At 39.4% G+C, this 20,506-nt stretch carries 17 protein-coding genes; 9 read left to right on the top strand and 8 right to left on the bottom strand.

From position 1 onward, the window contains the following. The first annotated feature begins 681 nt into the window (after positions 1 to 681). The 5 genes from carA (at position 682) to MSWHS_RS08480 (ending at position 9,049) form a co-directional block, all read left to right on the top strand. Entirely contained in the window at positions 682 to 1,788 is a 1,107-nt protein-coding gene (gene carA / locus MSWHS_RS08460) for a glutamine-hydrolyzing carbamoyl-phosphate synthase small subunit (RefSeq protein WP_048130365.1), read from the top strand. Beyond that, positions 1,788 to 5,000, top strand: coding sequence for a carbamoyl-phosphate synthase large subunit (carB, locus tag MSWHS_RS08465; protein WP_048127985.1), 3,213 nt, complete (start codon positions 1,788 to 1,790; stop codon positions 4,998 to 5,000). Before carA ends, carB begins: the two co-directional genes overlap by 1 nt. A 473-nt stretch (positions 5,001 to 5,473) precedes the next feature. Beyond that, on the top strand, positions 5,474 to 6,661 hold the full coding sequence (locus MSWHS_RS08470) for an argininosuccinate synthase (protein WP_048158926.1): 1,188 nt from the start codon (positions 5,474 to 5,476) through the stop codon (positions 6,659 to 6,661). Between the two features lie 575 nt (positions 6,662 to 7,236). Next, positions 7,237 to 7,761, top strand: coding sequence for a DUF4365 domain-containing protein (locus MSWHS_RS08475; RefSeq protein WP_052722659.1), 525 nt, complete (start codon positions 7,237 to 7,239; stop codon positions 7,759 to 7,761). Positions 7,762 to 7,831: 70 nt separating this feature from the next. Next, complete coding sequence (locus MSWHS_RS08480) at positions 7,832 to 9,049, top strand: hypothetical protein (protein WP_048158928.1); 1,218 nt, start codon at positions 7,832 to 7,834, stop codon at positions 9,047 to 9,049. A gap of 442 nt (positions 9,050 to 9,491) precedes the next feature. On the opposite strand, the gene MSWHS_RS08485 is transcribed toward MSWHS_RS08480, so the two are convergent. Both MSWHS_RS08485 and MSWHS_RS20190 read right to left on the bottom strand, forming a co-directional pair. Beyond that, the gene (locus tag MSWHS_RS08485) at positions 9,492 to 10,133 is read right to left on the bottom strand and encodes a DUF4145 domain-containing protein (RefSeq protein WP_048158929.1); all 642 of its coding nucleotides are present in this window, start codon (positions 10,131 to 10,133) and stop codon (positions 9,492 to 9,494) included. 369 nt (positions 10,134 to 10,502) lie between these two features. Next, positions 10,503 to 10,709: a hypothetical protein gene (locus tag MSWHS_RS20190; protein WP_156151202.1), complete on the bottom strand. Its 207-nt coding sequence runs from the start codon at positions 10,707 to 10,709 to the stop codon at positions 10,503 to 10,505. A 455-nt stretch (positions 10,710 to 11,164) separates the two neighbouring features. Between MSWHS_RS20190 and MSWHS_RS08490 the strand changes: the two genes are divergently transcribed. Next, positions 11,165 to 12,196 (top strand): DUF3800 domain-containing protein, encoded by a 1,032-nt coding sequence (locus MSWHS_RS08490; protein ID WP_048158930.1) that lies wholly within the window; start codon positions 11,165 to 11,167, stop codon positions 12,194 to 12,196. A gap of 484 nt (positions 12,197 to 12,680) precedes the next feature. On the opposite strand, the gene MSWHS_RS18450 is transcribed toward MSWHS_RS08490, so the two are convergent. Then, positions 12,681 to 13,157: a pentapeptide repeat-containing protein gene (locus MSWHS_RS18450; RefSeq protein ID WP_052722660.1), complete on the bottom strand. Its 477-nt coding sequence runs from the start codon at positions 13,155 to 13,157 to the stop codon at positions 12,681 to 12,683. A gap of 622 nt (positions 13,158 to 13,779) precedes the next feature. Between MSWHS_RS18450 and MSWHS_RS20195 the strand changes: the two genes are divergently transcribed. Next, positions 13,780 to 13,947 carry a hypothetical protein gene (locus tag MSWHS_RS20195; protein WP_156151203.1) on the top strand — a complete coding sequence of 56 codons (168 nt, stop codon included), beginning with the start codon at positions 13,780 to 13,782 and terminating at the stop codon, positions 13,945 to 13,947. A 932-nt stretch (positions 13,948 to 14,879) separates the two neighbouring features. On the opposite strand, the gene MSWHS_RS08500 is transcribed toward MSWHS_RS20195, so the two are convergent. The 3 genes from MSWHS_RS08500 to MSWHS_RS08510 all read right to left on the bottom strand — a co-directional run bounded on the left by MSWHS_RS08500 (position 14,880) and on the right by MSWHS_RS08510 (position 17,015). Further along, positions 14,880 to 15,122, bottom strand: coding sequence for a type II toxin-antitoxin system HicB family antitoxin (locus MSWHS_RS08500; RefSeq protein ID WP_048127977.1), 243 nt, complete (start codon positions 15,120 to 15,122; stop codon positions 14,880 to 14,882). A 2-nt stretch (positions 15,123 to 15,124) separates the two neighbouring features. Beyond that, the gene (locus MSWHS_RS08505; RefSeq protein ID WP_048127975.1) at positions 15,125 to 15,319 is read right to left on the bottom strand and encodes a type II toxin-antitoxin system HicA family toxin; all 195 of its coding nucleotides are present in this window, start codon (positions 15,317 to 15,319) and stop codon (positions 15,125 to 15,127) included. A gap of 418 nt (positions 15,320 to 15,737) precedes the next feature. After that, complete coding sequence (locus tag MSWHS_RS08510) at positions 15,738 to 17,015, bottom strand: TolB family protein (protein ID WP_052722661.1); 1,278 nt, start codon at positions 17,013 to 17,015, stop codon at positions 15,738 to 15,740. Between the two features lie 331 nt (positions 17,016 to 17,346). Here MSWHS_RS08510 and MSWHS_RS08515 point away from each other — a divergent pair, with 331 nt between their 5' ends. After that, a complete protein-coding gene (locus MSWHS_RS08515) occupies positions 17,347 to 17,601 on the top strand; it encodes a hypothetical protein (protein WP_048127973.1) in 255 nt (84 codons plus the stop codon). A 266-nt stretch (positions 17,602 to 17,867) separates the two neighbouring features. Here the strand turns inward: MSWHS_RS08515 and MSWHS_RS08520 are convergent, their stop codons facing one another. Together MSWHS_RS08520 and MSWHS_RS08525 are read right to left on the bottom strand one after the other, a co-directional pair. After that, a complete protein-coding gene (locus MSWHS_RS08520) occupies positions 17,868 to 18,092 on the bottom strand; it encodes a type II toxin-antitoxin system HicA family toxin (protein WP_048158931.1) in 225 nt (74 codons plus the stop codon). Continuing rightward, the gene (locus tag MSWHS_RS08525) at positions 18,093 to 18,311 is read right to left on the bottom strand and encodes a type II toxin-antitoxin system HicB family antitoxin (protein WP_048158932.1); all 219 of its coding nucleotides are present in this window, start codon (positions 18,309 to 18,311) and stop codon (positions 18,093 to 18,095) included. 912 nt (positions 18,312 to 19,223) lie between these two features. Between MSWHS_RS08525 and MSWHS_RS08530 the strand changes: the two genes are divergently transcribed. After that, a complete protein-coding gene (locus tag MSWHS_RS08530) occupies positions 19,224 to 20,468 on the top strand; it encodes an IS110 family transposase (protein WP_048158641.1) in 1,245 nt (414 codons plus the stop codon). Positions 20,469 to 20,506 lie beyond the last annotated feature (38 nt).

The raw sequence follows: 20,506 nt of genomic DNA on the forward strand, positions 1-20,506 counted from the left end.
TTAATCTACTCTTTGTACTATTAATTTCAGACAACTGAATATATAGATTAAAGAGAACTTTCTATTTTTTACATATTAAACTGCTTATTTTCCTGGCTGTAATTTGTAACCTCATCATATATATTATTTTTGCGGAATTCGTATATACTATAAATATGCAGGAGACTAAAACTGTTATAAATCACATATGAATTCAGGATCTAAAAGTATGAAATCTGCCTTTTCTTTAGCATAGTGAGGTTTCAGGGAATAACTTTAGTTTTATCTCATTTCCCGCAGATGTACACAAATAGGCAATTAATTGCCGATTTGTCCAATATTCTCAACATTGTGGTGAATTTATTTTTAACCCGTGATCATATTGAGAATATATATAACATTTTCGGATTTATAAATATAAATTTTTCCCAGGATAATAAATTAGATATTTTTGTCAATTTCTTGGTAGTTCATTAATGTTTGAGATCATATTAGATTACATTATTATTGAACATATATGTTGAACACCGGGAGATTCGGGTAAAAAATTTCATATAGTTAAAAGGCCGGATTCCCAAATGAAATATTATAATTGAAATATTTATATATTAAAGAACTGAAAATATATGAGAAATTAGGGAATCGAAAAAGTCATCGCAACACTTATACATGTCTTATGACATTTACTCGCAGGTTCAGATGATGAAAGCAGTACTAGGATTAGAAGACGGAACAATTATTAAGGGCACCGGTTTTGGTGCCGAAGGCACAGCTTGCGGCGAACTTGTTTTTACCACTCAATTTACGGGATATGAGGAGGCTCTAACTGACCCTTCCTACAAGGGCCAGATTTTAATGTTCACCTACCCTCTTATAGGGAATTATGGTGTTAGTGGGGAGCGTTTCCAGTCCGACAACATCCATGCGGAGGGGCTTGTTGTCCGGGAAGCCTGCAAAAAACCCTATCACTACAAATCTACTCGTTCTATCCACAAATTTTTAGAGGATGAAGGAAAACCAGGAATTGAAGGCGTGGACACCCGTATGCTTACTATAGGAGCAAGGGAGCGCGGGACCATGCGGGCAGCCCTGCTTACTGGCAGTGACGATGGAGAAGAAGCCGTGGATGTGGCAAGGAATTTTCCACAGATAACGGATGAAGAGCTTATCGCACTTGTAACCTGTAAGGAACCCCTCTTTATCCCGGGAGCGGAAGGCGCATGGAAGGGCAGCGGAAAACCCAAACATGCAGTTGTGTTTGATCTCGGCATAAAACGCAACATCATAAACAACCTGCATAAAAGGGGAATCGACCTTACCCTGGTTCCTGCAACTACAAAACCAAAGGAAATTGCAGGTTACGAGCCAGACCTCCTTTTTGTTTCAAACGGTCCGGGAGATCCGGAAAAAGCAACAGACGCAATCAACGCCGTAAAAGCTTTTGCAGGTACGATTCCGGTCGCAGGGATCTGCTTCGGGCACCAGATTATCTCCCTTGCAATGGGAGCTAGGACTTACAAGCTTAAGTTCGGGCACAGGGGAGGAAACCAGCCGGTAAAGGATCTTATTGAAAACAAGATTTTCATAAGCTCCCAGAATCACGGGTATGCAGTGGATGCGGATTCCCTTGAAGGGACAGGGCTCTATGTGAAGTACCTGAACGCAAACGACAAAACCGTTGAAGGGGTTTCCCACAAAGACCTGGACATTTTCAGTGTGCAATTCCATCCTGAAGCCCAGGCAGGGCCCATGGATACTGAGGAGACATTCTTTGACAAGGTCGTAAAGGTCCTCGGAGGGGATCTCTGATGCCAAAACACGAGGACATAAAGAAAGTTTTGCTTATAGGTTCAGGGCCGATCACAATCGGACAGGCTGCAGAGTTCGACTTCTCGGGAAGCCAGGCGTGCAGGTCCTTAAAAGAAGAAGGCGTACAGGTTGTGCTTGTGAACTCAAACCCTGCAACCATTATGACCGACCCCGAAATGGCGGATTCGGTCTACATCGAGCCTCTTGATTCCAGAATTGTTGAAAAAATCATTGAAAAAGAGCGCCCGGACGGGATCATTGCAGGTATTGGCGGGCAGACAGGCCTCAATATTACCAGTGAACTTGCTGAAAGGGGTGTCTTTGAAAAATACGGAGTCCAGATCCTTGGAACCCCTGTAGAAGCCATTAAAAACACAGAAGACAGGGAACTCTTCAAAGAGACCATGCTGAAGATCGGAGAAAAGGTCCCCTTAAGCCGTGCAGTCCACTCCTTAAAAGAAGCTGAAGAGGTTGTCGGAGAACTCGGCTTGCCCCTGATTGTCCGCCCGGCTTACACTCTTGGTGGCGCTGGTGGCGGAATTGCCCGCACAAAAGAGGAGCTCCTTGAGATTACGGAACGCGGACTCAGGCGCAGCCGCATCAATCAGGTGCTTATTGAAGAAAGCGTGCTCGGCTGGGCAGAGGTTGAGTACGAGGTCATGAGGGATGCAAATGATACCTGCATCGTGATTTGTAATATGGAAAACATCGACCCCATGGGCGTCCACACCGGAGAATCGGCAGTTGTTGCCCCCTCGCAGACCCTGACCGATGAAGAGCACCAGATGCTCAGGAGTGCCTCTATTAAGATCATTCGTGCCCTCAAGATCGAAGGGGGGTGCAATATCCAGTATGCTTTAAAGGAAGGCGATTATCGCATTGTTGAGGTAAACCCGAGGGTCTCAAGGTCATCAGCCCTTGCATCCAAAGCCACGGGCTACCCGATTGCCCGCGTAACTGCAAAGATTGCAATCGGGATGGCGCTCGATGAGATCATAAACAACGTTACCATGAGCACCCCTGCCTCTTTTGAGCCGGCTCTGGACTATGTGATCACAAAGATTCCCAGGTGGCCTTTTGACAAATTCGTAACTGCGGACAAGACCCTGACCACAGCCATGAAGAGTACGGGAGAAATCATGGCAATTGGCAGGACAATTGAAGAATCCCTCCTGAAGGCTTTCAAGTCTCTTGATATCGACTCCCAGCTGGGAATAAAACGCTGGGAAGAACCCGAAATCAAAACTCTCCTCAAGACTCCCACAAGCGAACGCCTTTTTGTGATCTTCCACGCGCTTGAGAGGGGAATGTCGGTAAAGGAAATTGCCGAACTTTCGAGCATCAATCCTTTCTTCCTTTCAAAGATGAAGAATATCGTGGATATGGAAAAGCGCATCCGTGTAGAGGAACTAACTCCTGAATTCCTTAGCGAAGTAAAGAAGATGGGTTTCCCAGACAGTCGCCTTGCAGAACTGACCGGAAAGACCAGGCAGGAAATAAGCGACCTCAGGCATGCATCCGGAATTCTTGCTACCTTCAAGATGGTCGATACCTGTGCAGCCGAGTTCCAGGCAGCAACCCCCTACTACTATTCCACTTACGAAGCCACCTGTGAGACAAACCCCACAGACAGGAAGAAAATCCTTATCCTGGGTGCAGGGCCGATCAGGATAGGGCAGGGAATAGAGTTCGACTACTGTACCGTTCATGCAGTAACCGCACTCAGGGAAGAGGGCATAGAGACCCATATCATTAACAACAACCCTGAAACCGTGTCAACCGACTTTGACACTTCGGACAAGCTCTTTTTTGAACCCCTCACAATGGAATACGTGATGAACGTAATCGAACGTGAGAGACCTGACGGTGTCTTTGTACAGTTCGGAGGGCAGACCTCGGTGAACCTTGCAATCCCTCTGAAAAAGGAGTTAAAACACAGGACAGACCTTGATACCGTGATCATGGGAACGGACCCTGATGACATGGACCTTGCCGAAGACAGGGAAAAGTTCTACCTCCTTATGCAGAAACTCGGTATCCCTCAGCCGGAAGGCGGGTATGCAACCTCGCAGCAGGAAGCAATCAAGGTTGCACAGAGGATCGGATTCCCGGTACTGGTACGTCCGTCCTACGTGCTCGGCGGCAGAGCAATGGAGATCGTTTATGACGAAATCGACCTTGAACGCTACATGAAAGAGGCGGTCAGGGTTTCTCCCGAACACCCCATCCTTATTGATGACTTCCTGGAAGGCGCCTGCGAAATTGATGTTGATGCAGTCTGTGACCAGAAAGAAGTCCTCATCGGGGCAATCATGGAACACATCGAGGAAGCCGGGGTCCACTCCGGAGACTCAGCCTGTGTAATCCCGCCCCAGTCGCTCTCAGAAGACGTACTTGACCAGGTAAGGGACTACACCCGAAAGATTGCGCTCGGCCTGAGGGTCAAGGGCCTGATCAACATCCAGATGGCAGAGAAAGGCGGAAAGGTCTTTGTGCTTGAAGCAAACCCGCGTTCAAGCAGGACAATTCCTTTTGTCTCAAAGGCGGTCGGCCTCCCTCTTGCAAAGATTGCAGCCAAAGTGATTGCCGGGCACAGCTTAAAGAGCCTGGGCTACACGGACGAGCCAAAGCCCAAACATGTCTCGATCAAAGAAGTTCTCCTACCCTTTGACAAACTGCCGGGAGCAGACCCTGTCCTCGGACCCGAGATGAAGAGCACTGGAGAAGTTATGGGCATAGACTACGACTTCGGAAGGGCATACTATAAGGCAGAGCTTGCAGCTGATAACCTCCTGCCCCTTACAGGAAAGGTCTTCCTCTCTATCAGGGAAGCAGACAAACCCGAACTTGTGGGAGCTGCCAGGAAACTGCAGGCAGCAGGCCTTGAACTCATGGGCACAAGGGGAACTGTGAACTACCTAGCACAGCGCGGGATCTTCATGGACACTGTAAAGAAAGTACACGACGGAAGCCCGAATGTTATTGATATGATGCGCAGGGACGAGGTTGACCTCATTATTAACACACCCACAAGCAAGCAGTCCCGCAAGGACGGCTACAGGATCAGGCGAGCAGCTGTTGACTTCAAGGTCCCCTATATCACTACCATCCAGGCAGCAATTGCAGCAGCCGATGCGATCGAGACCATGAAGAAAGGGGAAGCGCTAACGATCAAATCCATCAACGAGTACCATAAAGAGATGGAGCAGTAAGGTAAAGAAAAAGACCGGCAGCAGGATCTCTGAAAAGTACTGCTTTAAAAAACTGCTGTGCCAGCGGAAACGGAATAATTGAATGAGAATCAGAGCCGGCAGGGTGGCTTTCCATCCTCCGGCAAACGATAATCAGTTTTTAAACTTGCCAGCCCGTTAGCTGTCAAATTTATCAGGACTTAGCATATTGCTCCCATAATTATAAAATTTATAAAACTTATTAAACTTATTAATCAATTAACACGTTAATTCATTGCCACGTTAAACCATTGACATGTTAAACCATTGACATGTTAAACCATTGACACGTTAATTCATTGACACGTTAATCTATTGACATGTTAATCTATTGACACGTTAATCTATTGACACGTTAATCTATTGACACGTTAATCTATTGACACGTTAATCTATTGACACGTTAATCATTATTGTTCTTATCACAAATCCGCCAAACAAGGGGTAGTAAAAGCATGGTAAAGAAAGTTGCACTTGCATATTCCGGTGGGCTTGACACCTCAGTGTGCATCCCCATCCTCAAGGAAAAGTACGGGTACGATGAAGTAGTCACAATTGCGGTCGATGTAGGCCAGCCCGAAGAAGATATCAAAAAAGCTGATGCAAAAGCCGAAAAGATCAGCAACAAGCACTACACGATCGATGCAAAGGAAGAGTTCGTAAAAGACTACATCTTCCCCCTGATCAAAGCCAACGGAAACTACGAAGGCTACGTCATGGGTACATCCGTCGCCCGCCCGCTGATCGCCAAAAAAGTGGTCGAAGTAGCCGTTAAAGAAGGCGCAGTAGCCCTCGCCCACGGATGTACCGGGAAAGGCAATGACCAGCTCCGTTTTGAAGCCGTTTTCCGTCAGACCGATATGGATGTTATCGCCCCGATGCGGGAGATGAACCTGACCCGCGAATGGGAAATCAATTACGCAAAAGAACACGGCATCCCTGTCGAAGCTACCAAGTCCAAACCCTGGAGCGTTGATGAAAACATCTGGAGCCGAAGCATCGAAGGCGGCAGGCTCGAAGACCCGTCTTTTGTCCCGCCGGAAGAGATCTACGAGTGGACAAAGTCCTCTGAAAAAGCTCCTGAAGAGCCCCTCGTCATTGACATCGGCTTTAAAGCAGGCGTCCCGGTCTCCTTAAATAACGAGCTGATGGACGGTTATCCCCTCATCAAAACTTTGAACGGAATCGCAGGCACCCACGGTGTCGGCAGGACAGATATGATCGAAGACCGTGTGCTTGGCTTAAAAGCCCGTGAGAACTACGAGCATCCGGCTGCAACCGTCCTCCTCGCAGCCCACGCCGACCTTGAAAAACTCGTCCTGACCCGCGGGGAACTGAAGTTCAAGAAGATCGTCGACGATCAGTGGTCCGAACTTGCCTATTACGGGCTTGTGGACGAGCCACTTTATGCTGATTTGAATGCGTTTATTGACAAGTCCCAGGAAAGGGTTACAGGCACAGTGAAAGTAAAGCTCTACAAAGGCGCACTTACGATCCTTGCCCGCAGCTCACCAAATGCGCTTTATTCTGAGGATCTGGTTTCATTTGACAGTCAGACGATTGACCAAAAGGATGCAGAAGGGTTTGCGAAGTATCACGGGTTCCAGGCGAGGATGTACAGGAAAGTTATGGATAAGAAATAAGTTGGTTAATTTGTCTGTTCCTTTTAGGGACAGACTACTCATTTTAATTGAATTTTGATTTTCTCCAACCGTTGTTTTGCCTTTTATCCACCCGATAGCGCAGCGTTTTGGATTTTCTTAGTAGGCCAGAAGCACTTTTTTGAAATCGTTTTTAGACCCCTAGCACTCAACGGCCAACGAAGGGGGCCGGTCTTTTCTGATGAATGCATTAACTATAATGGATGCATGAACGTAAAGGTTTTAAAATCGTCCATCAAACATTCAGACAGAAAGCCTTATCCATTGGTTAATTCAATGCAAATTTGAGAATTTCTCAACTACAATGCATGGATTTATGCTCTATTTAGTTAGCAGGTAAAACAAATTTAAAAATTATTTTGATCTCAATATAATTACAAATTCTAGAAATGTAACTCCAGGACTAAAAACTTCACAGAAAAGGTAAAACAAAAACGAAAAGCTTAATAATATTTAGAAGGTAGAATTTGTGCTTATTTACACCTGCCTAAATGTACTAAAATATCTGAGAAATTGAGTTATTCATTATACGCAAAAATAGCAAAGGGCTGCCGATATTGATTACTGACGAACACTGTAAGGAAAAATTGAATAGATCTTTCGTCCTAGCAATAGGTTCCATCGCTGGATTAAATGTCGGTTTTTATCAAGATGATTATGGAATTGATGGATATTTTAAGGAAGTAAAAGAGAGACATGGTAGGCGGTGTATGTCCGGTGCTCATTTGGATTACCAATTGAAAGCAACTGAAAATTGGAAATTAAAAAATGATTGTATAGTGTATAATCTAGAAGCAAAAACTTATAACGACATCGTTGATACTTATAATGATCCTTATGACCATTGTCCACTAATCCTTATTCTTTTATGCCTGCCAAATGGCAAAAAATCTTGGCTAACAACTAATCCTGATAGTCTCATAATGAAAAATTGTTGCTATTGGTTCTATGTTGATGAGAGTTACAAGCATAAAGACAATAAAAGTTCAGTCACAATAAAAATTCCTTCTTCAAATCTTTTAAATCCAGAATCAATAATTTGGTTAATGGACAAAATAAATAGTAATAAACCTCTAAATTAAATATTTATGCAAAATTAATACGAAAAAGTAGTGTATGATTACTAAAATACTGTAGCTAAGGAGATACATTATGATAGAATACAAATATGATGGAACTATGTATCTTATTCCCTACAGTAACTTATCTATTTATCTTGAAAAAAACGGATGGATTATTGATGAGGTAAGAGGCACTAGTAAGATTTACTCCAATGAACTTGAAACTGATTTCAAAGTAACTATTTTGTTGCCTGACAAAAACACGAGAAAAATTGGAAGCTACTTATTCCATGTATTTGAGACTCTTTCTGATTTTGAAGGTAGAAAACAAGAGGCAATAATCGAATCTATAGTTAATGTGGATAAAGATATCTGGAAAATCAGTCTTGCAAAAGGAATGAATATAGGTTCTTTGGATTTAAATGATGTAGAAGAAATCATAAAAAGCATAAAGAATCTTTTTTCATATTCTGCATCCTCAGAACAAGACGCAAAACCTTATTTTGAAAAAAGTCTCTCAACTGGAAAATCCTTTGTTAAAGAATGTAAATTTGGGCATACATACACAGGGAGTTTTGGTTTTACTATTATAACTCCAATTAATAATCCTCAATACCAAACACTTGAAACTGGTCTTGATGACGAATTATCTGTTCCTCTTGGGAGAAGAATAAATGAAAGGATTTTAAAAAGTCTTGAATTGGTATACAAAGAAGAAGAAATCGAGGACGTTACCCAAATATATGAGGAAACTCTTAACGCAAATATGTGTATAGCTTTGAAAAAATTGCTTGAAATATCAAAAGCAGATGTAGAATACTCGGTCCAATTTTCACCTTTGTGTGATACTCCTGCTGCAATGAAAGATAAATCAACAATATGTATAAAACATTCAGGAGTAAATTACTTAGACTTCATTTATAAAAAGATGCATACAGAGTATGAGCTTATAAAAAACTTTACTCTAAGGGGAAGCATTAGAGAATTAAAAGGTAAAAAAAGTGAAGGGGACGACGATAATTCAGATTATAATATAATAATAATAGGCGATGTTGGAAATAGAGACGGAGAAAAGATTCACATCACGCTAAATGAAAATGACTATGTAAAGGCATGTGAATTGCATAAAGAAAGCGTCAAGAGAAAAAAAGAAAAAATGATAAAAATATCAGGAAATCTTCGTAGGACTAAACAAAAATGGTACTTAGATTCATACTTCAACTTCGAAGAGTTAAAAGATGTTCAGCTAGACATTCGTACGGATAATGCTGTAGAAAATAAAACTCAGAAAAATTTAGGTGAGTATTAAAAACTGTTAATTTGAAAAAAGATTAACTTTCGTTTCTTATGCAACAGTTTATTTTCGAATCACTTCAAAAAAAGCCACTCAAGCGAAATAGATTATTCAGTAAAAACAACCCCATAAAAAATAAATTGCTTATTAAAAAACTGACCGGTTCTGCAAAGTGCTCCTTCTAAAGCTGCAAAAATCACGGGTTTTTCAATTTCACTTTTCTTAACTAGCGTTCTGGAGTACAACTTTTATTCCAAGAACACGCGAAGTTTGAACAATGAGTTCCTCCTGTGCAGTAGAATACTGATTTGTAAGGACAAAACAAATAGCTTGAACGATTTCCTCATCACAAATCCATTCGATTTTTACTTATTTGTCCCTACAGCGTTTTCTCAATATATTTTTGGGTTCGGAATTTGGCCCGATAAAATCATTTAGAAGGCACAAATAATTAAGGTCATTTTTTATCTCGATCTTTAATTCCTTTCAATTTTAATTGTGGAAGACGATTAAATAAATCTTCAATCTCTTTGGGTTGAATTATCATATCCTGTACAATTATATTCAATAGCTTAAATAATTTTAAAGCTGTTTCCTTGTCATCTTTTAAGTCGATTTCTCCTGGATGAACCGCTTCATTCCCATAAATTCGTAAAGAATCAAGTGCTTCCTGAATCTTCACAGGTAATCCTTTTTTTACCAGCTCCCCAATATCCTTGTTAATATCCTTACCCTCTTGGCCTAAATGCTTCATGAGTTTTTGTAATGCAAGCCTTAACAACGCTGCTGCTGCTCTTGGAGATATCTCAACTACATTTCTCGCTTCTAAAAAATCTTCCTTCACATCCGAGGGCATGTCATCATAAGGAAGCGGTGCTGTAGATAAACATGGATACATAAGTTTATCTTTAAGCCAGATAGCTCGTTCATGGCAATTAGGATTCCCACAAAAACTCAGGGATAAATAATCAACGACATCATAATTCTCGCTATATTCATTGTATAAATAAACATTACTCCATTCTTGGTGAGCAATAGCATTACAGTGAGGACACGAAAAGACTGCTAGTTTAAATGAGGGAGTTATGTATTGATACATAATTTAGAATTCTTATCCCTACAATATATATTCATTTATTTTGTTTGTCCTTGATGGGAGCTTCTTGGTGTCATAAGGTGTATTTCCCAAGAATACGCTGAAATTATGCTGTTAATCTGTCATGCCCTTAGGCTACTAGTGTCTAGGAAATTTAGTTATGAGTCCTCATCATTACAAAAAAGGACTACTTATGAGGGGTTGTCTAAGTAGTAACACCCCATAATTAAGTTGTCATGACACTAGTGTCTAGAAAATTTAGTTATGAGTTCTCATAATTACGAAAAAGGACTGTTTGTGATGGTTTGTCTAATTAGTAACGCCCCCCAATTAAGTTGTCATGACACTAGGCTTAACTGTATACGAGCCTTTTTAGTTGTAAATTTGTGGTGTGATGAAATATGTTGCTATGACTGCTATTATACCTACTGCAGTTGGAGTCAATGCAAATATTGTTGTTGTTTCGTAATCGAAGCTTGGTGTTATTAAATGAGGTAAAAGGATTACTGTTGGTATTGAAAATACTGCGAATACTATGACTGCTACGACAAGGGTTTTGATAAGGGATTCAACTGACATATATCTCATTTATTGCGCCCTACATATTTATAATTTTCATATGGTGAGTTTCTATTTTATTGTCTGTTCTTATTTGTCCCATTCCCCGGAGTAAAGGACAAGAACTCTCTTTTGCTTGTTAGTATACTGAACAAGAGAATTAGTTATACAATTCAAATAATATCGGTTGTCCTAGCTGTTTCATAGTAGGACAAAACCATGTTGCAGAAAAATCTCTGCACATTAGGATGAGTAGATAGAAAAGCTAAATGAGAACATGCGTAAACATGCAGTCCATATTTAAAAGTTTGACTTCAGTCGAATACCCCATAAATCGCAGCAGCGTGTGCCACCACAAATTTTATCAATTTCGTATATATTCGTGATCAATCTTTGCTATTTTCAAAGTACAAAAAGAAACACATATAACAGTTAACAGAATATAAAAGATTAAATTTGAAAAGTTAAACCTGACAATGCAGGGAGGCTCACTGTCTACGTCCTTAAGCAAAAATATAGAACTTGAAATTTATTCCGATGAAGTTTTTAACGGTGTAGATCCTTTTGACAACACAAATTGGATGTATTTAGGAGCTCTTTTTGTCCCTACAGGCTACAAAACAGAGGTTTTGAAAAATTTGAATGACCTCCGCTGTATAACAAACCATAACTGGAATATCTCTGAATCAGATTGCCCTGAAAGTTGTAAATATCATAAAGAAAACAACACTGAAATCCACTTCAAAGAAATTCATAGATCAAGTGCAAGATACATGATCGCAAAAAACTGGATCAGTTTCTTCAATAAGGAAGCTTGCCAAAAACACCGAAAAATGTTATATTGTAATATACTTGGAATAAATCTTTCAAATATAAGTTATTGTGAATTTGGTAGTGGAAAAACAGAACTTAACATTTATAACCGCTTTTATAGAACTCTTCTAATGGGTGGTTTAAATTATTTTTTTAAAGACTATTCAAATATTATCATAAACTCTATATATCACGACAAAGGAAGCCAAGAATACCACGAATTCTTTCCTTGGCATCCGATTCAACAGACCGAATCTAAAATAGATAGGCTGAGCATAGATTGTGATGAAATTAAATTCATAGATTCGGATCATAGAAATAGCAAATCAGACGAGTCTCAGTTTATTCAATTAATTGATTTGATTCTTGGAGCTACTTTTTCAACTATACATAATTCGTCAAGTAACCCAAGAAAAAGAGCAGTTTGTGAGCTTTTCAAACCAGTACTGCATAAACTTTTAGATCGTGAGAAGAACACCACTGGTCAGATGATTGGAGATTACTATAAAAGTAATTATTATAGAACTTACCAGATATCGTTCTTTCCAAAAAATAAGATGACAGCCGAAGAAGTAATCACCTATCTTAATCTAGAAGGCAGCATTCAGAAAAAAGAAAAATATCGTGTAGACAATTTCTACTATTCGAGAATTATTGGGTCGCAAAGGCAACAAACATTAGAAAAGTGGTTTTAATGAATAAATGATTTTAAAATCCGTGTATTTATGTTTTTGACCAAGAAAAAACATTCCAGGGATTTTTATTGATCTCGTTTTCTCTAATCTGAAACACATTGGTTCAGAGGGATTGGAGGTAGTTTTGAGACAAGCTCACTCCCAAACCGGAAGTATATGTACATTGCATTAAAATGGGTATAATGGAAACGTTTGTTGACTGGTCATGCAAAAATCTTTAATTAATTATAAGATTGATTATAGTAATATACTCTCTGAATTATCAACATCAAATATCGAAGATGCAATCGAAATCCTTTGGGAAAAGCTTCCAGACGTGTGGTGTGAGAAGTATAGGAAAATGACGCTTACTTAGACAAATATACTTCAATTCACTGATAATGGATTTGAATACTTATTTGATTTTTCATCGGAACTGGTTACTGAAGTTATTGTTCCGAACAACCAAGCTAGTGAAGACCGCGTGGTTGTAGTTTTTGGAAGATCACAACCAAGTCATAGGAAACGAGATAAAAATAGAATGAAAAGATTTCTTGGTCCATCTATTTTCCAATCTTGCGAATATCAAGCATGCTCCCTTTAAATTAGTTCTGAAAAATTCTGCTCCCTGCAAATCAGCTCTTGGTAGATATGCATTTTCTAAATTTGCTTCTTTTAAATCTGAATCTTGCAAATTTGCGGAATTTAAGTTAGCTTTTCTTAAATTTGCTTTATAAAAAGATGAGCCCTTTAAATTAGCTAAAATTAAATTAATGCCTCGTAAATCAGCAAAGTTAAAATTGACTTTAGAAAGGAAGACACCTATAATTTCATTCTCTTTTAAAAGATTTAGCTGCTCTTTAGAAGGTCTTTTTTCTTCTATTTCCTGATGCCAGAAGCAGTATTCACTTCCCTCTTCAACTTCAAAAGGACACATAAAGTTATAGTAAGTACCTTGGAACTTGTATTTGCATCTGGCCATTAAAACGTCTCCTATTTCTAAAAGAGTTGTAAAATCTATTTAAATTAATCTAAATAGGTACACTTAGAACCTATCCGAAAAGTCCTGTTGCTCTGAGTGTTATCCACTAATCAACACTACCCTAAAATGTAGTTATTTTACTTTTTGGATAGGCTCATAAATAACTTGAAAAACATTGCTTGAATAAGATAAACTCCCCACGATGAAAAAGAATCGCTTAATCTTAAGAAGCCCGGCAAAGTGCCCCTATAAAGCTGCAAAAATAACGGGTTTTTCAATTTCACTTTTCTTAACAAATGTATTCAGGGTAGATTTAAGCAGACCGCCGGCAGGAAAAATATATTTCAACTGAATTGGGGATAGGGGAAGATTTTCATTTCGTATTCGGCGGTCCAGTTTTTGACAGCCTTCCTGATTCCATAATTCACTTGAAAAAAGTCGCTTGTATCAGAAAATCCCCCACAAGGAAAAAGAATCGCTTAATCTAAAGAAGCCTTGTAAAGTGCCCCTTATAAAGATGCAAAAATAACGGGTTTTTCAATTTCACTTTTCTTAACAAACGTGTTCGGGGAAGATTTAAGCAGACCACCAGCAGGAAAAATATATTTCAAGTGAATTGGTTATGGGGGAAGATTTTCATTTTGTATTCGGCGGTCCAGTTTTGGATAGCTCCAATGAAAAAAGACCCGGTTGGCGGGTTTCACTTATATCAGAAAAACTCCTCCTCAAAGGAAAAGCGCTTGATCTAAAGAAGCCCTGCAAAGTGCCCCTTATAAAGATGCAAAAATAACGGGTTTTTCAATTTCACTTTTCTCAACAAATGTATTCGGGAAAGATTTAAGCAGACCGCCGGCTGGGAAAAAATATATTTCAAGTGAATTGGTTATGGGGGAAGATTTTCATTTTGTATTCGGCGGTCCAGCTTCTGATGGCTTTCCTTGATCCTTAATTTACTTGAAAAATGTCACTTGAATCAGAAAATTCCCCACGAGAAAAAAGAATCGCTTAATCTAAAAAAGCCCTGCAAAGTGCCCCTTATAAAGATGCAAAAATAACAGGTTTTTCAATTTCACTTTTCTTAACTTCATCTTAACAAACGTAATCGGGGAAGATTTAAGCAGACCGCCGGCAGGAAAAATATATTTTAAATGAATTGGTTACGGGGAAAGAATTTGATCGAATCCGGCGGTCCAGTTTCGGAGAGATCCAACGAAAACTGAATCAGGTTACTAAGTTTTCGATTGAATCAGAAAATCCCCCACGAAAAAAAAGAATCGCTTAATCTAAAGAAGCCCTACAAAGTGCCCCTTATAAAGATGCAAAAATCACGGGTTTTTCAATTTCACTTTGATTTACAAACGTGTTCGGGGAAGATTTAAGCAGGCCGCTAGCATGAAAAATATATTTGAACTGAATTGGTCATGGGGAAAGAATTTCATTTTTTATTTGGCGGTCCAGTTTCGGATGGATTTTCTTATCCATAATTCACCTGAAAAGCTGTCGCCTGAATCTTAAAACCCCCACGAGGAAAAAAGAATCGCTTAATCTAAAGAAGCCCTGCAAAGTGCTCCTTCTAAAGCTGTAAAAATCACGGGTTTTTTAATTTCACTTTTCTTAACCCTTTTCTTTAACAAACGTATTTGGGGAAGATTTTAGCAGACCGCCAGCAGGATAAATATATTTCAATTGAATTAGAAAGAGGTTTAAAGGAAATAATATAACTTACACAACTTCAGAACCTGTAGAGGGCTTTTCAGCAATAGCCACATACTCGGCAAAGGATTCTGATTCTGGAATTGGTAAATTGTCCTCCAGCAGTCCCTGAACGTGCATTTCAATGGCTTCATAGATATTTTTCTCTGCTTCTTCCCGGGTGGAACCTGTGGCCACACAGCCTGGAAGATCAGGAGAATACGCTGAATAGTTGTTGTTTGCTTTTTCGATTACAACTAGGAAACGGTGCATGATTAGTCCTCCACTTTTAATTGTGCTTGTTTTAAGATGCTGTTCAATGTCCCTGGAGCAAGATCATCTCCACTATGGCCCGCAATTGTTACCCTACCCGGTTTAGTAGGATGCTTATATTGCCGGTGGCTACCTTTTGTTGCAACCAGATACCAACCATCGGCTTCAAGAAGTTTTATGACTTCACGTACTTTCATTTTAATCTATCTTCATGGATATTTAAATGTAATTCGAAAATTTGCAGAATACAGGCAGATGCGATCCATTATTCAATTTGATTATACTGGATAGGCATGATTACACCTGTCCGAACATGGTATATCTAATTTTATGCGGTCTAAATCTTATATAGGTTCTGTGGGCAGGAGAATTAAAGTTTTTGGGTTTTCGATTTTTCATATTTCTTTGAGAGGATTCGGGGTAGATTTAAGCAGACCGCCGGCAGGAAAAATATACTTTTATTTTAATTTTTTACAAGTAAGGTTTTCATTCAATATTCAACAGTCCAGTTTCGGGGAGTTCCGAAAACATGAAGCTGAGGGAATCTTGGGAAAAAATATTGGAAGAAATGATCCTGAAAACAGAATATCTCCTCACTTCAAAATATTAAATGTTTTACTGAGCCTTTATCTGGTCGATAATTCCCCTTGCCTCAATAATCATATAATCCGCATCATCAGCTGAAATCCGATTGCATTTGTTCATTTTTTCAACATGATTAATGAAGGATTTAAGTTTGGAAACGGCTTTTGCGTCTTTGCCTGTTTCAAGGAAACAGATCGATGCATCAAGAGATCTAATAAGAGCTTTTTTTGTTCCTCTGTTGACTTTGAGGGTATTTTCCACATAGTTTTTGAGATCATTCGTTCTATCCATGGGTGTTAACTCACCAGCAGGAGGCAGAGTAAACATGTAGATGTCCCAGTTTCCATTACGATAATCCTGCCACACGATTTTATCCTCGTAGATCGCAGGCCCGAATTTATTCGATTCATTTGTGGTTATCCTGGTTTCCGTTGAAGTGGAGAGATCGTACATGTAGATCTCCAAGTTTCCATTACGATCATCATTCCATACTATCCTATCCCCGTAGATTGCAGGAGAGTTCTGATTGGATTCATTTGTGGTGATTTGAGTTTCCTGGTTAGTGGCAAGGTCGTACACATAGATATCCTCGTTTCCATTACGATTATCATCCCATACTATCCTGTCACCGAAGATGGCAAGTGGAATAATAGCTGCAGGGGAGGGTATAATGGTGTTGAGCCGAGTTTCCGTGGAGGTGGAGAGGTCGTACATGTAGATATCGACACTTCCATTGCGATAATCCAGCCACACTATTTTATTCCCGTAGATAGCAGGATTTGCCTGAATTGACTCATTGGTGGTTATCCGAGTTTCTGTGGAAGTTGTGATATTATACATGTAGATATCGTTGTTTCCATTGCGATAGTCCTGCCACACTATTTTATTCCCGTAGATAGCAGGATTTGCCTGAATTGACTCATTGGTGGTTATCCGAGTTTCCGTGGAAGTGGAGAGATCGTACATGTAGATCTCCATGTTTCCATTGCGAGTCTCATGCCACACTATCCTGTCCCCGTAGATTGCAGGATCTCCCTGACATGATTCATTGGTGGTTATCCGGGTTTCTGTAGAAGTGGAAAGATCGTACATGTAGATATCCAAGTTTCCATTGCGAGTCTCATCCCATACTATCCTGTCCCCGTAGATAGCAGGATTCCACTGATCTAATTCATTGGTGGTAATCTGAGTTTCCGTTCCCTGTGCAGTATCTGCGGACGCAGTAGCACATGCGGACGCAGTAGCACATATGAAAGGCAAAAGGAATAAAGCTACAACTATTGGGTATAGTTTGTTTCTGGTTTTCATTTATCGTTCCCCACTAATGTTTTAATCATTGAATTTCAGTCACAGTCGCATTGTTTAGAGTGGCTAGAGTGGCAATTGTAACACAAGCTCTGCTACAAAATACAAAAATAAATGAATATGTCCCAAATCCAATTAATTTTTAGACTTATAGTCAAGAAAGAAACCTTTGTAACAAACCCGCTTAAAGTCCCTACGTTTTTGCAGTGATTGCTATATAACTATTGGGTATGCCTCATATAAGATACTTAGGATTTAACAAAAATTTGCATTTGGGACTGTACTGGTTTTAGAAATAATCTTATTTTCAGGAAATAAGTAAAAAGAGAAATCGATGGATTACGAAATTGTGTCTCCTGAAGAAAATGTATCGATAAAGCAAGACCAATCGATCCTGCAAAGTGCTCCTTCTAAAGCTGCAAAAGGTCATAGGTTTCTGATTTCTTTTAATATCGACAAAAGGATTCGGGGAAGATTCCAGCAGACCGCCGACAGGAAAAAATATATTTTAACTGGATTGGTGACGGGGGAAGATTTTTATTTCGTATTCACGGCGGTCCAGTTTTTGACGGCTTTTCTTGATCCATAATTCACTTGAAAAAACTTTGCTTGTATAAGAAAATCCTCCGCCAGAGGAAAAGAATCGCTTGATCTAAAGAAGCCCTGTAAAGTGCCCCTTATAAAAATGCAAAAATCAAGGGTTTTTCAATTTCACTTTTTTTAACAAATGTATTCCGGGGTAGATTTAAGCAGACCGTTAGCAGGAAAAATATATTTCAAATGAATTGATCATGGGGGAAAAATATATCTTGGCAAATAAGCCTCACACAGTAATATATCATAACCAATAAAATTTCACTTCAAAAGAGCTTCGAATTCTTCTACAGTAAGTCCTGAAACTTTTATCAAGTTTCTTAAAAGACCCGGCTTCAGTTCTTTGTGCTTCGGGACCGTCAGCGTAACTTTTGAGCCTTCTTTTCTAAGGACAACATGACTGCCCACCTGTTGGTGAGGGAGCCAGCCAGCTTTAGAAAAGGCTTTAATTGCCTGCATTCCGGAAATTACAGGAAGCCCAGACATTTAAGCAACCACGTCAATAACTCTACAGGAAGATTTCCCAATACATTCCTGCAGTTCGTCTTCTGCAAGAGATTCCAGACAGGCTTGAATTGCTTCTTTAATGTTTTCAATAGCTTCTTCTACAGTATCTCCCTGTGAAAAACATCCCGGTAAGCCTGGGCAGCTGGCAATAAATCCCCCGACTTCTTCATCTTCCTCAAGGATAATTTTGAACCGCATAAGACCGATTATAAGGCTTTTTGCTTAAATTTGTATGGGTAAGGGTTTAATGTTGATATTTTTGATACATAATTCACTTGAAAAAAGTCGCTTGAATCAGAAAACCCCATCCCCACGAGGAAAAAGAATCGTTTAATCTAAAGAAGCCCTGCAAAGTGCCCTTTCTAAATCTAAAAAATCACGGGTTTTTCAATTTCACTTTTCTTAACTTTATCTTAACAAACGTATTCGGGGTAGATTTTAGCGGACCGCCGGCAAGAATAATATATTTCAAATGAATTGGAAACAAAGGTAGAAAATTTCATCCTTCCCTCCCTTCTTCCTTTAGTAATTATAAATCTATTTTTAAATTTGTCAACCTTGAAAACTACCTTTTGGAGGCTCTTGGCGTTAAGGCAGACCTGGTTATGAAAGACGCTTTAAAGCCGAATATAGGCAAACGTATCCTGAACGAAGTCGAAGCTGTCTGAAGAGGGATTGAGATTCACGGGTTTTTCAATTACATTTTATTCTTAACTTTATCTTGACAAACGTGCTCGTAAAAGCGTCAACCAGACAGCCAGCAGAAAAAATATATTTTTACTGAACTGGTAAGAGAAGAAAAACTTTCAGTCAATTTTAAGCAACTTACTTTTATCTTCGAGAAAGAGAGGCGAAAACTAATAGAAAAACACACATGAAATTCTTCGAATAACATGCCCAAATAAATGAAAGTCCTTTTCACTTACCTTTTTTGTATATTAACTCCATCATTCTCTTAGGACAGGAAAGTTGTCTTTTATTTGGCTCTTCGAAGCCGTAGAAAAACTAACCATTGAATTGCCCTCGAAGGCTCAAATGTGACTTTGATCACGGATGCCAAATTGCCTTTTAGGTAATTCTACTGTCCTATAAATGATGGAGTAATGTAAATTGGCAGGAGAAATAAACAAATCTTGCGGTTTAGATATCCACAAAAGTTTTTTGATTGCTACTATCCTCAGCAGATCCGGTGAAAAACAGCAACAGCGTATCAAGAGAGACGATGATGGAATTTTAAGCCTTAGAAATTGGGTTACATCAGAAAAATGTGACGTTGTTGCATGTGAATCAACAAGTGACTTTTGGGTCCCTATTCATGATTCATTGATAAAACATCTGCCTTTTATAGTTGGAAATGCTCGCGACATGAAAGCATTTACACATAAAAAGACAGATAAAATAGATTCCGAAGTCATTGCAAAACTTGCACTGAATGGCATGGTTCAACCATCAAGAGTTTTCCCAAAAAAACACAGAGAATATCGTTCATACATTCGGCTTCGCCACAAACTTGTACAAAAAAGAACGGATATAAAAAATGAAGCTCATGCCATTCTCGCACCTGAAATGTTTAATCTAAAAGATGTGCTGACAGACATTTTTGGAAAAAATGGTAGAGAGATATTATCAGGAATCTCTTCAGGTAAAAATGTTGACCAGATTATACAAAACCTTTCTCCAAATGTTCGTAAAAAAAGCGCTCAGATCCGAGAGCTTCTGGACAGAGAAATCTCCCAGAGTGCTGCAATCAGGCTTCAGATATGTTTGAAGCTAATAAAGAATTTTGACGATTCAATCGAACTTTTGGGAAAGGAAATTTTCAATTATGCTTATGGAAATCATAAGCGAGAAATGGAAATTTTAAAATCTGTTCCAGGCATAGGGGAACTTGGTGCGGCAACTTTAATCGCTGAAATAGGTGATTTCAAAGATTTTGCTTCAGGGGACAAGCTTGCTTCATGGCTTGGACTGGTTCCTAATGTGTACCAATCTGCAGATAAATACCACAATGGAAGGATCACTAAGAGAGGATCAAAGGTAGCAAGGTGGATTCTAATACAGATTGCTCAAGCAGCAGCAAGAACAAAAAATAGCAAGTTAAAAGAGTTTTTTAACAGAAAAAAGAAGTCAATTGGACATGCAAAGGCGATTGTTGCCCTGGCAAGGAAAATTGCAACGATAATATGGCACCTTATCACAAATGATGAGATGTACGAAGATGAAACGGGATATATCAAGGGAGAAGTTCAAAGGAGGAAGATTGTTGAGACCGAGATATTTTCGGTTGATGAACGTATCTCAATAATTAGTGAAATATTCGCAATTGTTGAAAAAAAGAAACCTGACATTAAGTGAAGGCGAAGTATCCTCACGTCCACATTCCGGACCCTGGC

It is taken from the genome of Methanosarcina sp. WWM596, assembly GCF_000969965.1.
Taxonomy (GTDB): Archaea; Halobacteriota; Methanosarcinia; order Methanosarcinales; family Methanosarcinaceae; genus Methanosarcina.

Excerpts from the sequence above, each read along its gene's own strand:
- carA (WP_048130365.1), top strand. The coding sequence starts at position 682 with ATGAAAGCAGTACTAGGATTAGAAGACGGAACAATTATTAAGGGCACC.
- carB (WP_048127985.1), top strand. The coding sequence starts at position 1,788 with ATGCCAAAACACGAGGACATAAAGAAAGTTTTGCTTATAGGTTCAGGG.
- MSWHS_RS08470 (WP_048158926.1), top strand. The coding sequence starts at position 5,474 with ATGGTAAAGAAAGTTGCACTTGCATATTCCGGTGGGCTTGACACCTCA.
- MSWHS_RS08480 (WP_048158928.1), top strand. The coding sequence starts at position 7,832 with ATGATAGAATACAAATATGATGGAACTATGTATCTTATTCCCTACAGT.
- MSWHS_RS08485 (WP_048158929.1), bottom strand. The coding sequence starts at position 10,133 with ATGTATCAATACATAACTCCCTCATTTAAACTAGCAGTCTTTTCGTGT.
- MSWHS_RS20190 (WP_156151202.1), bottom strand. The coding sequence starts at position 10,709 with ATGTCAGTTGAATCCCTTATCAAAACCCTTGTCGTAGCAGTCATAGTA.
- MSWHS_RS08490 (WP_048158930.1), top strand. The coding sequence starts at position 11,165 with ATGCAGGGAGGCTCACTGTCTACGTCCTTAAGCAAAAATATAGAACTT.
- MSWHS_RS18450 (WP_052722660.1), bottom strand. The coding sequence starts at position 13,157 with ATGGCCAGATGCAAATACAAGTTCCAAGGTACTTACTATAACTTTATG.
- MSWHS_RS20195 (WP_156151203.1), top strand. The coding sequence starts at position 13,780 with ATGGGGGAAGATTTTCATTTTGTATTCGGCGGTCCAGTTTTGGATAGC.
- MSWHS_RS08500 (WP_048127977.1), bottom strand. The coding sequence starts at position 15,122 with ATGCACCGTTTCCTAGTTGTAATCGAAAAAGCAAACAACAACTATTCA.
- MSWHS_RS08505 (WP_048127975.1), bottom strand. The coding sequence starts at position 15,319 with ATGAAAGTACGTGAAGTCATAAAACTTCTTGAAGCCGATGGTTGGTAT.
- MSWHS_RS08510 (WP_052722661.1), bottom strand. The coding sequence starts at position 17,015 with ATGAAAACCAGAAACAAACTATACCCAATAGTTGTAGCTTTATTCCTT.
- MSWHS_RS08515 (WP_048127973.1), top strand. The coding sequence starts at position 17,347 with ATGGATTACGAAATTGTGTCTCCTGAAGAAAATGTATCGATAAAGCAA.
- MSWHS_RS08520 (WP_048158931.1), bottom strand. The coding sequence starts at position 18,092 with ATGTCTGGGCTTCCTGTAATTTCCGGAATGCAGGCAATTAAAGCCTTT.
- MSWHS_RS08525 (WP_048158932.1), bottom strand. The coding sequence starts at position 18,311 with ATGCGGTTCAAAATTATCCTTGAGGAAGATGAAGAAGTCGGGGGATTT.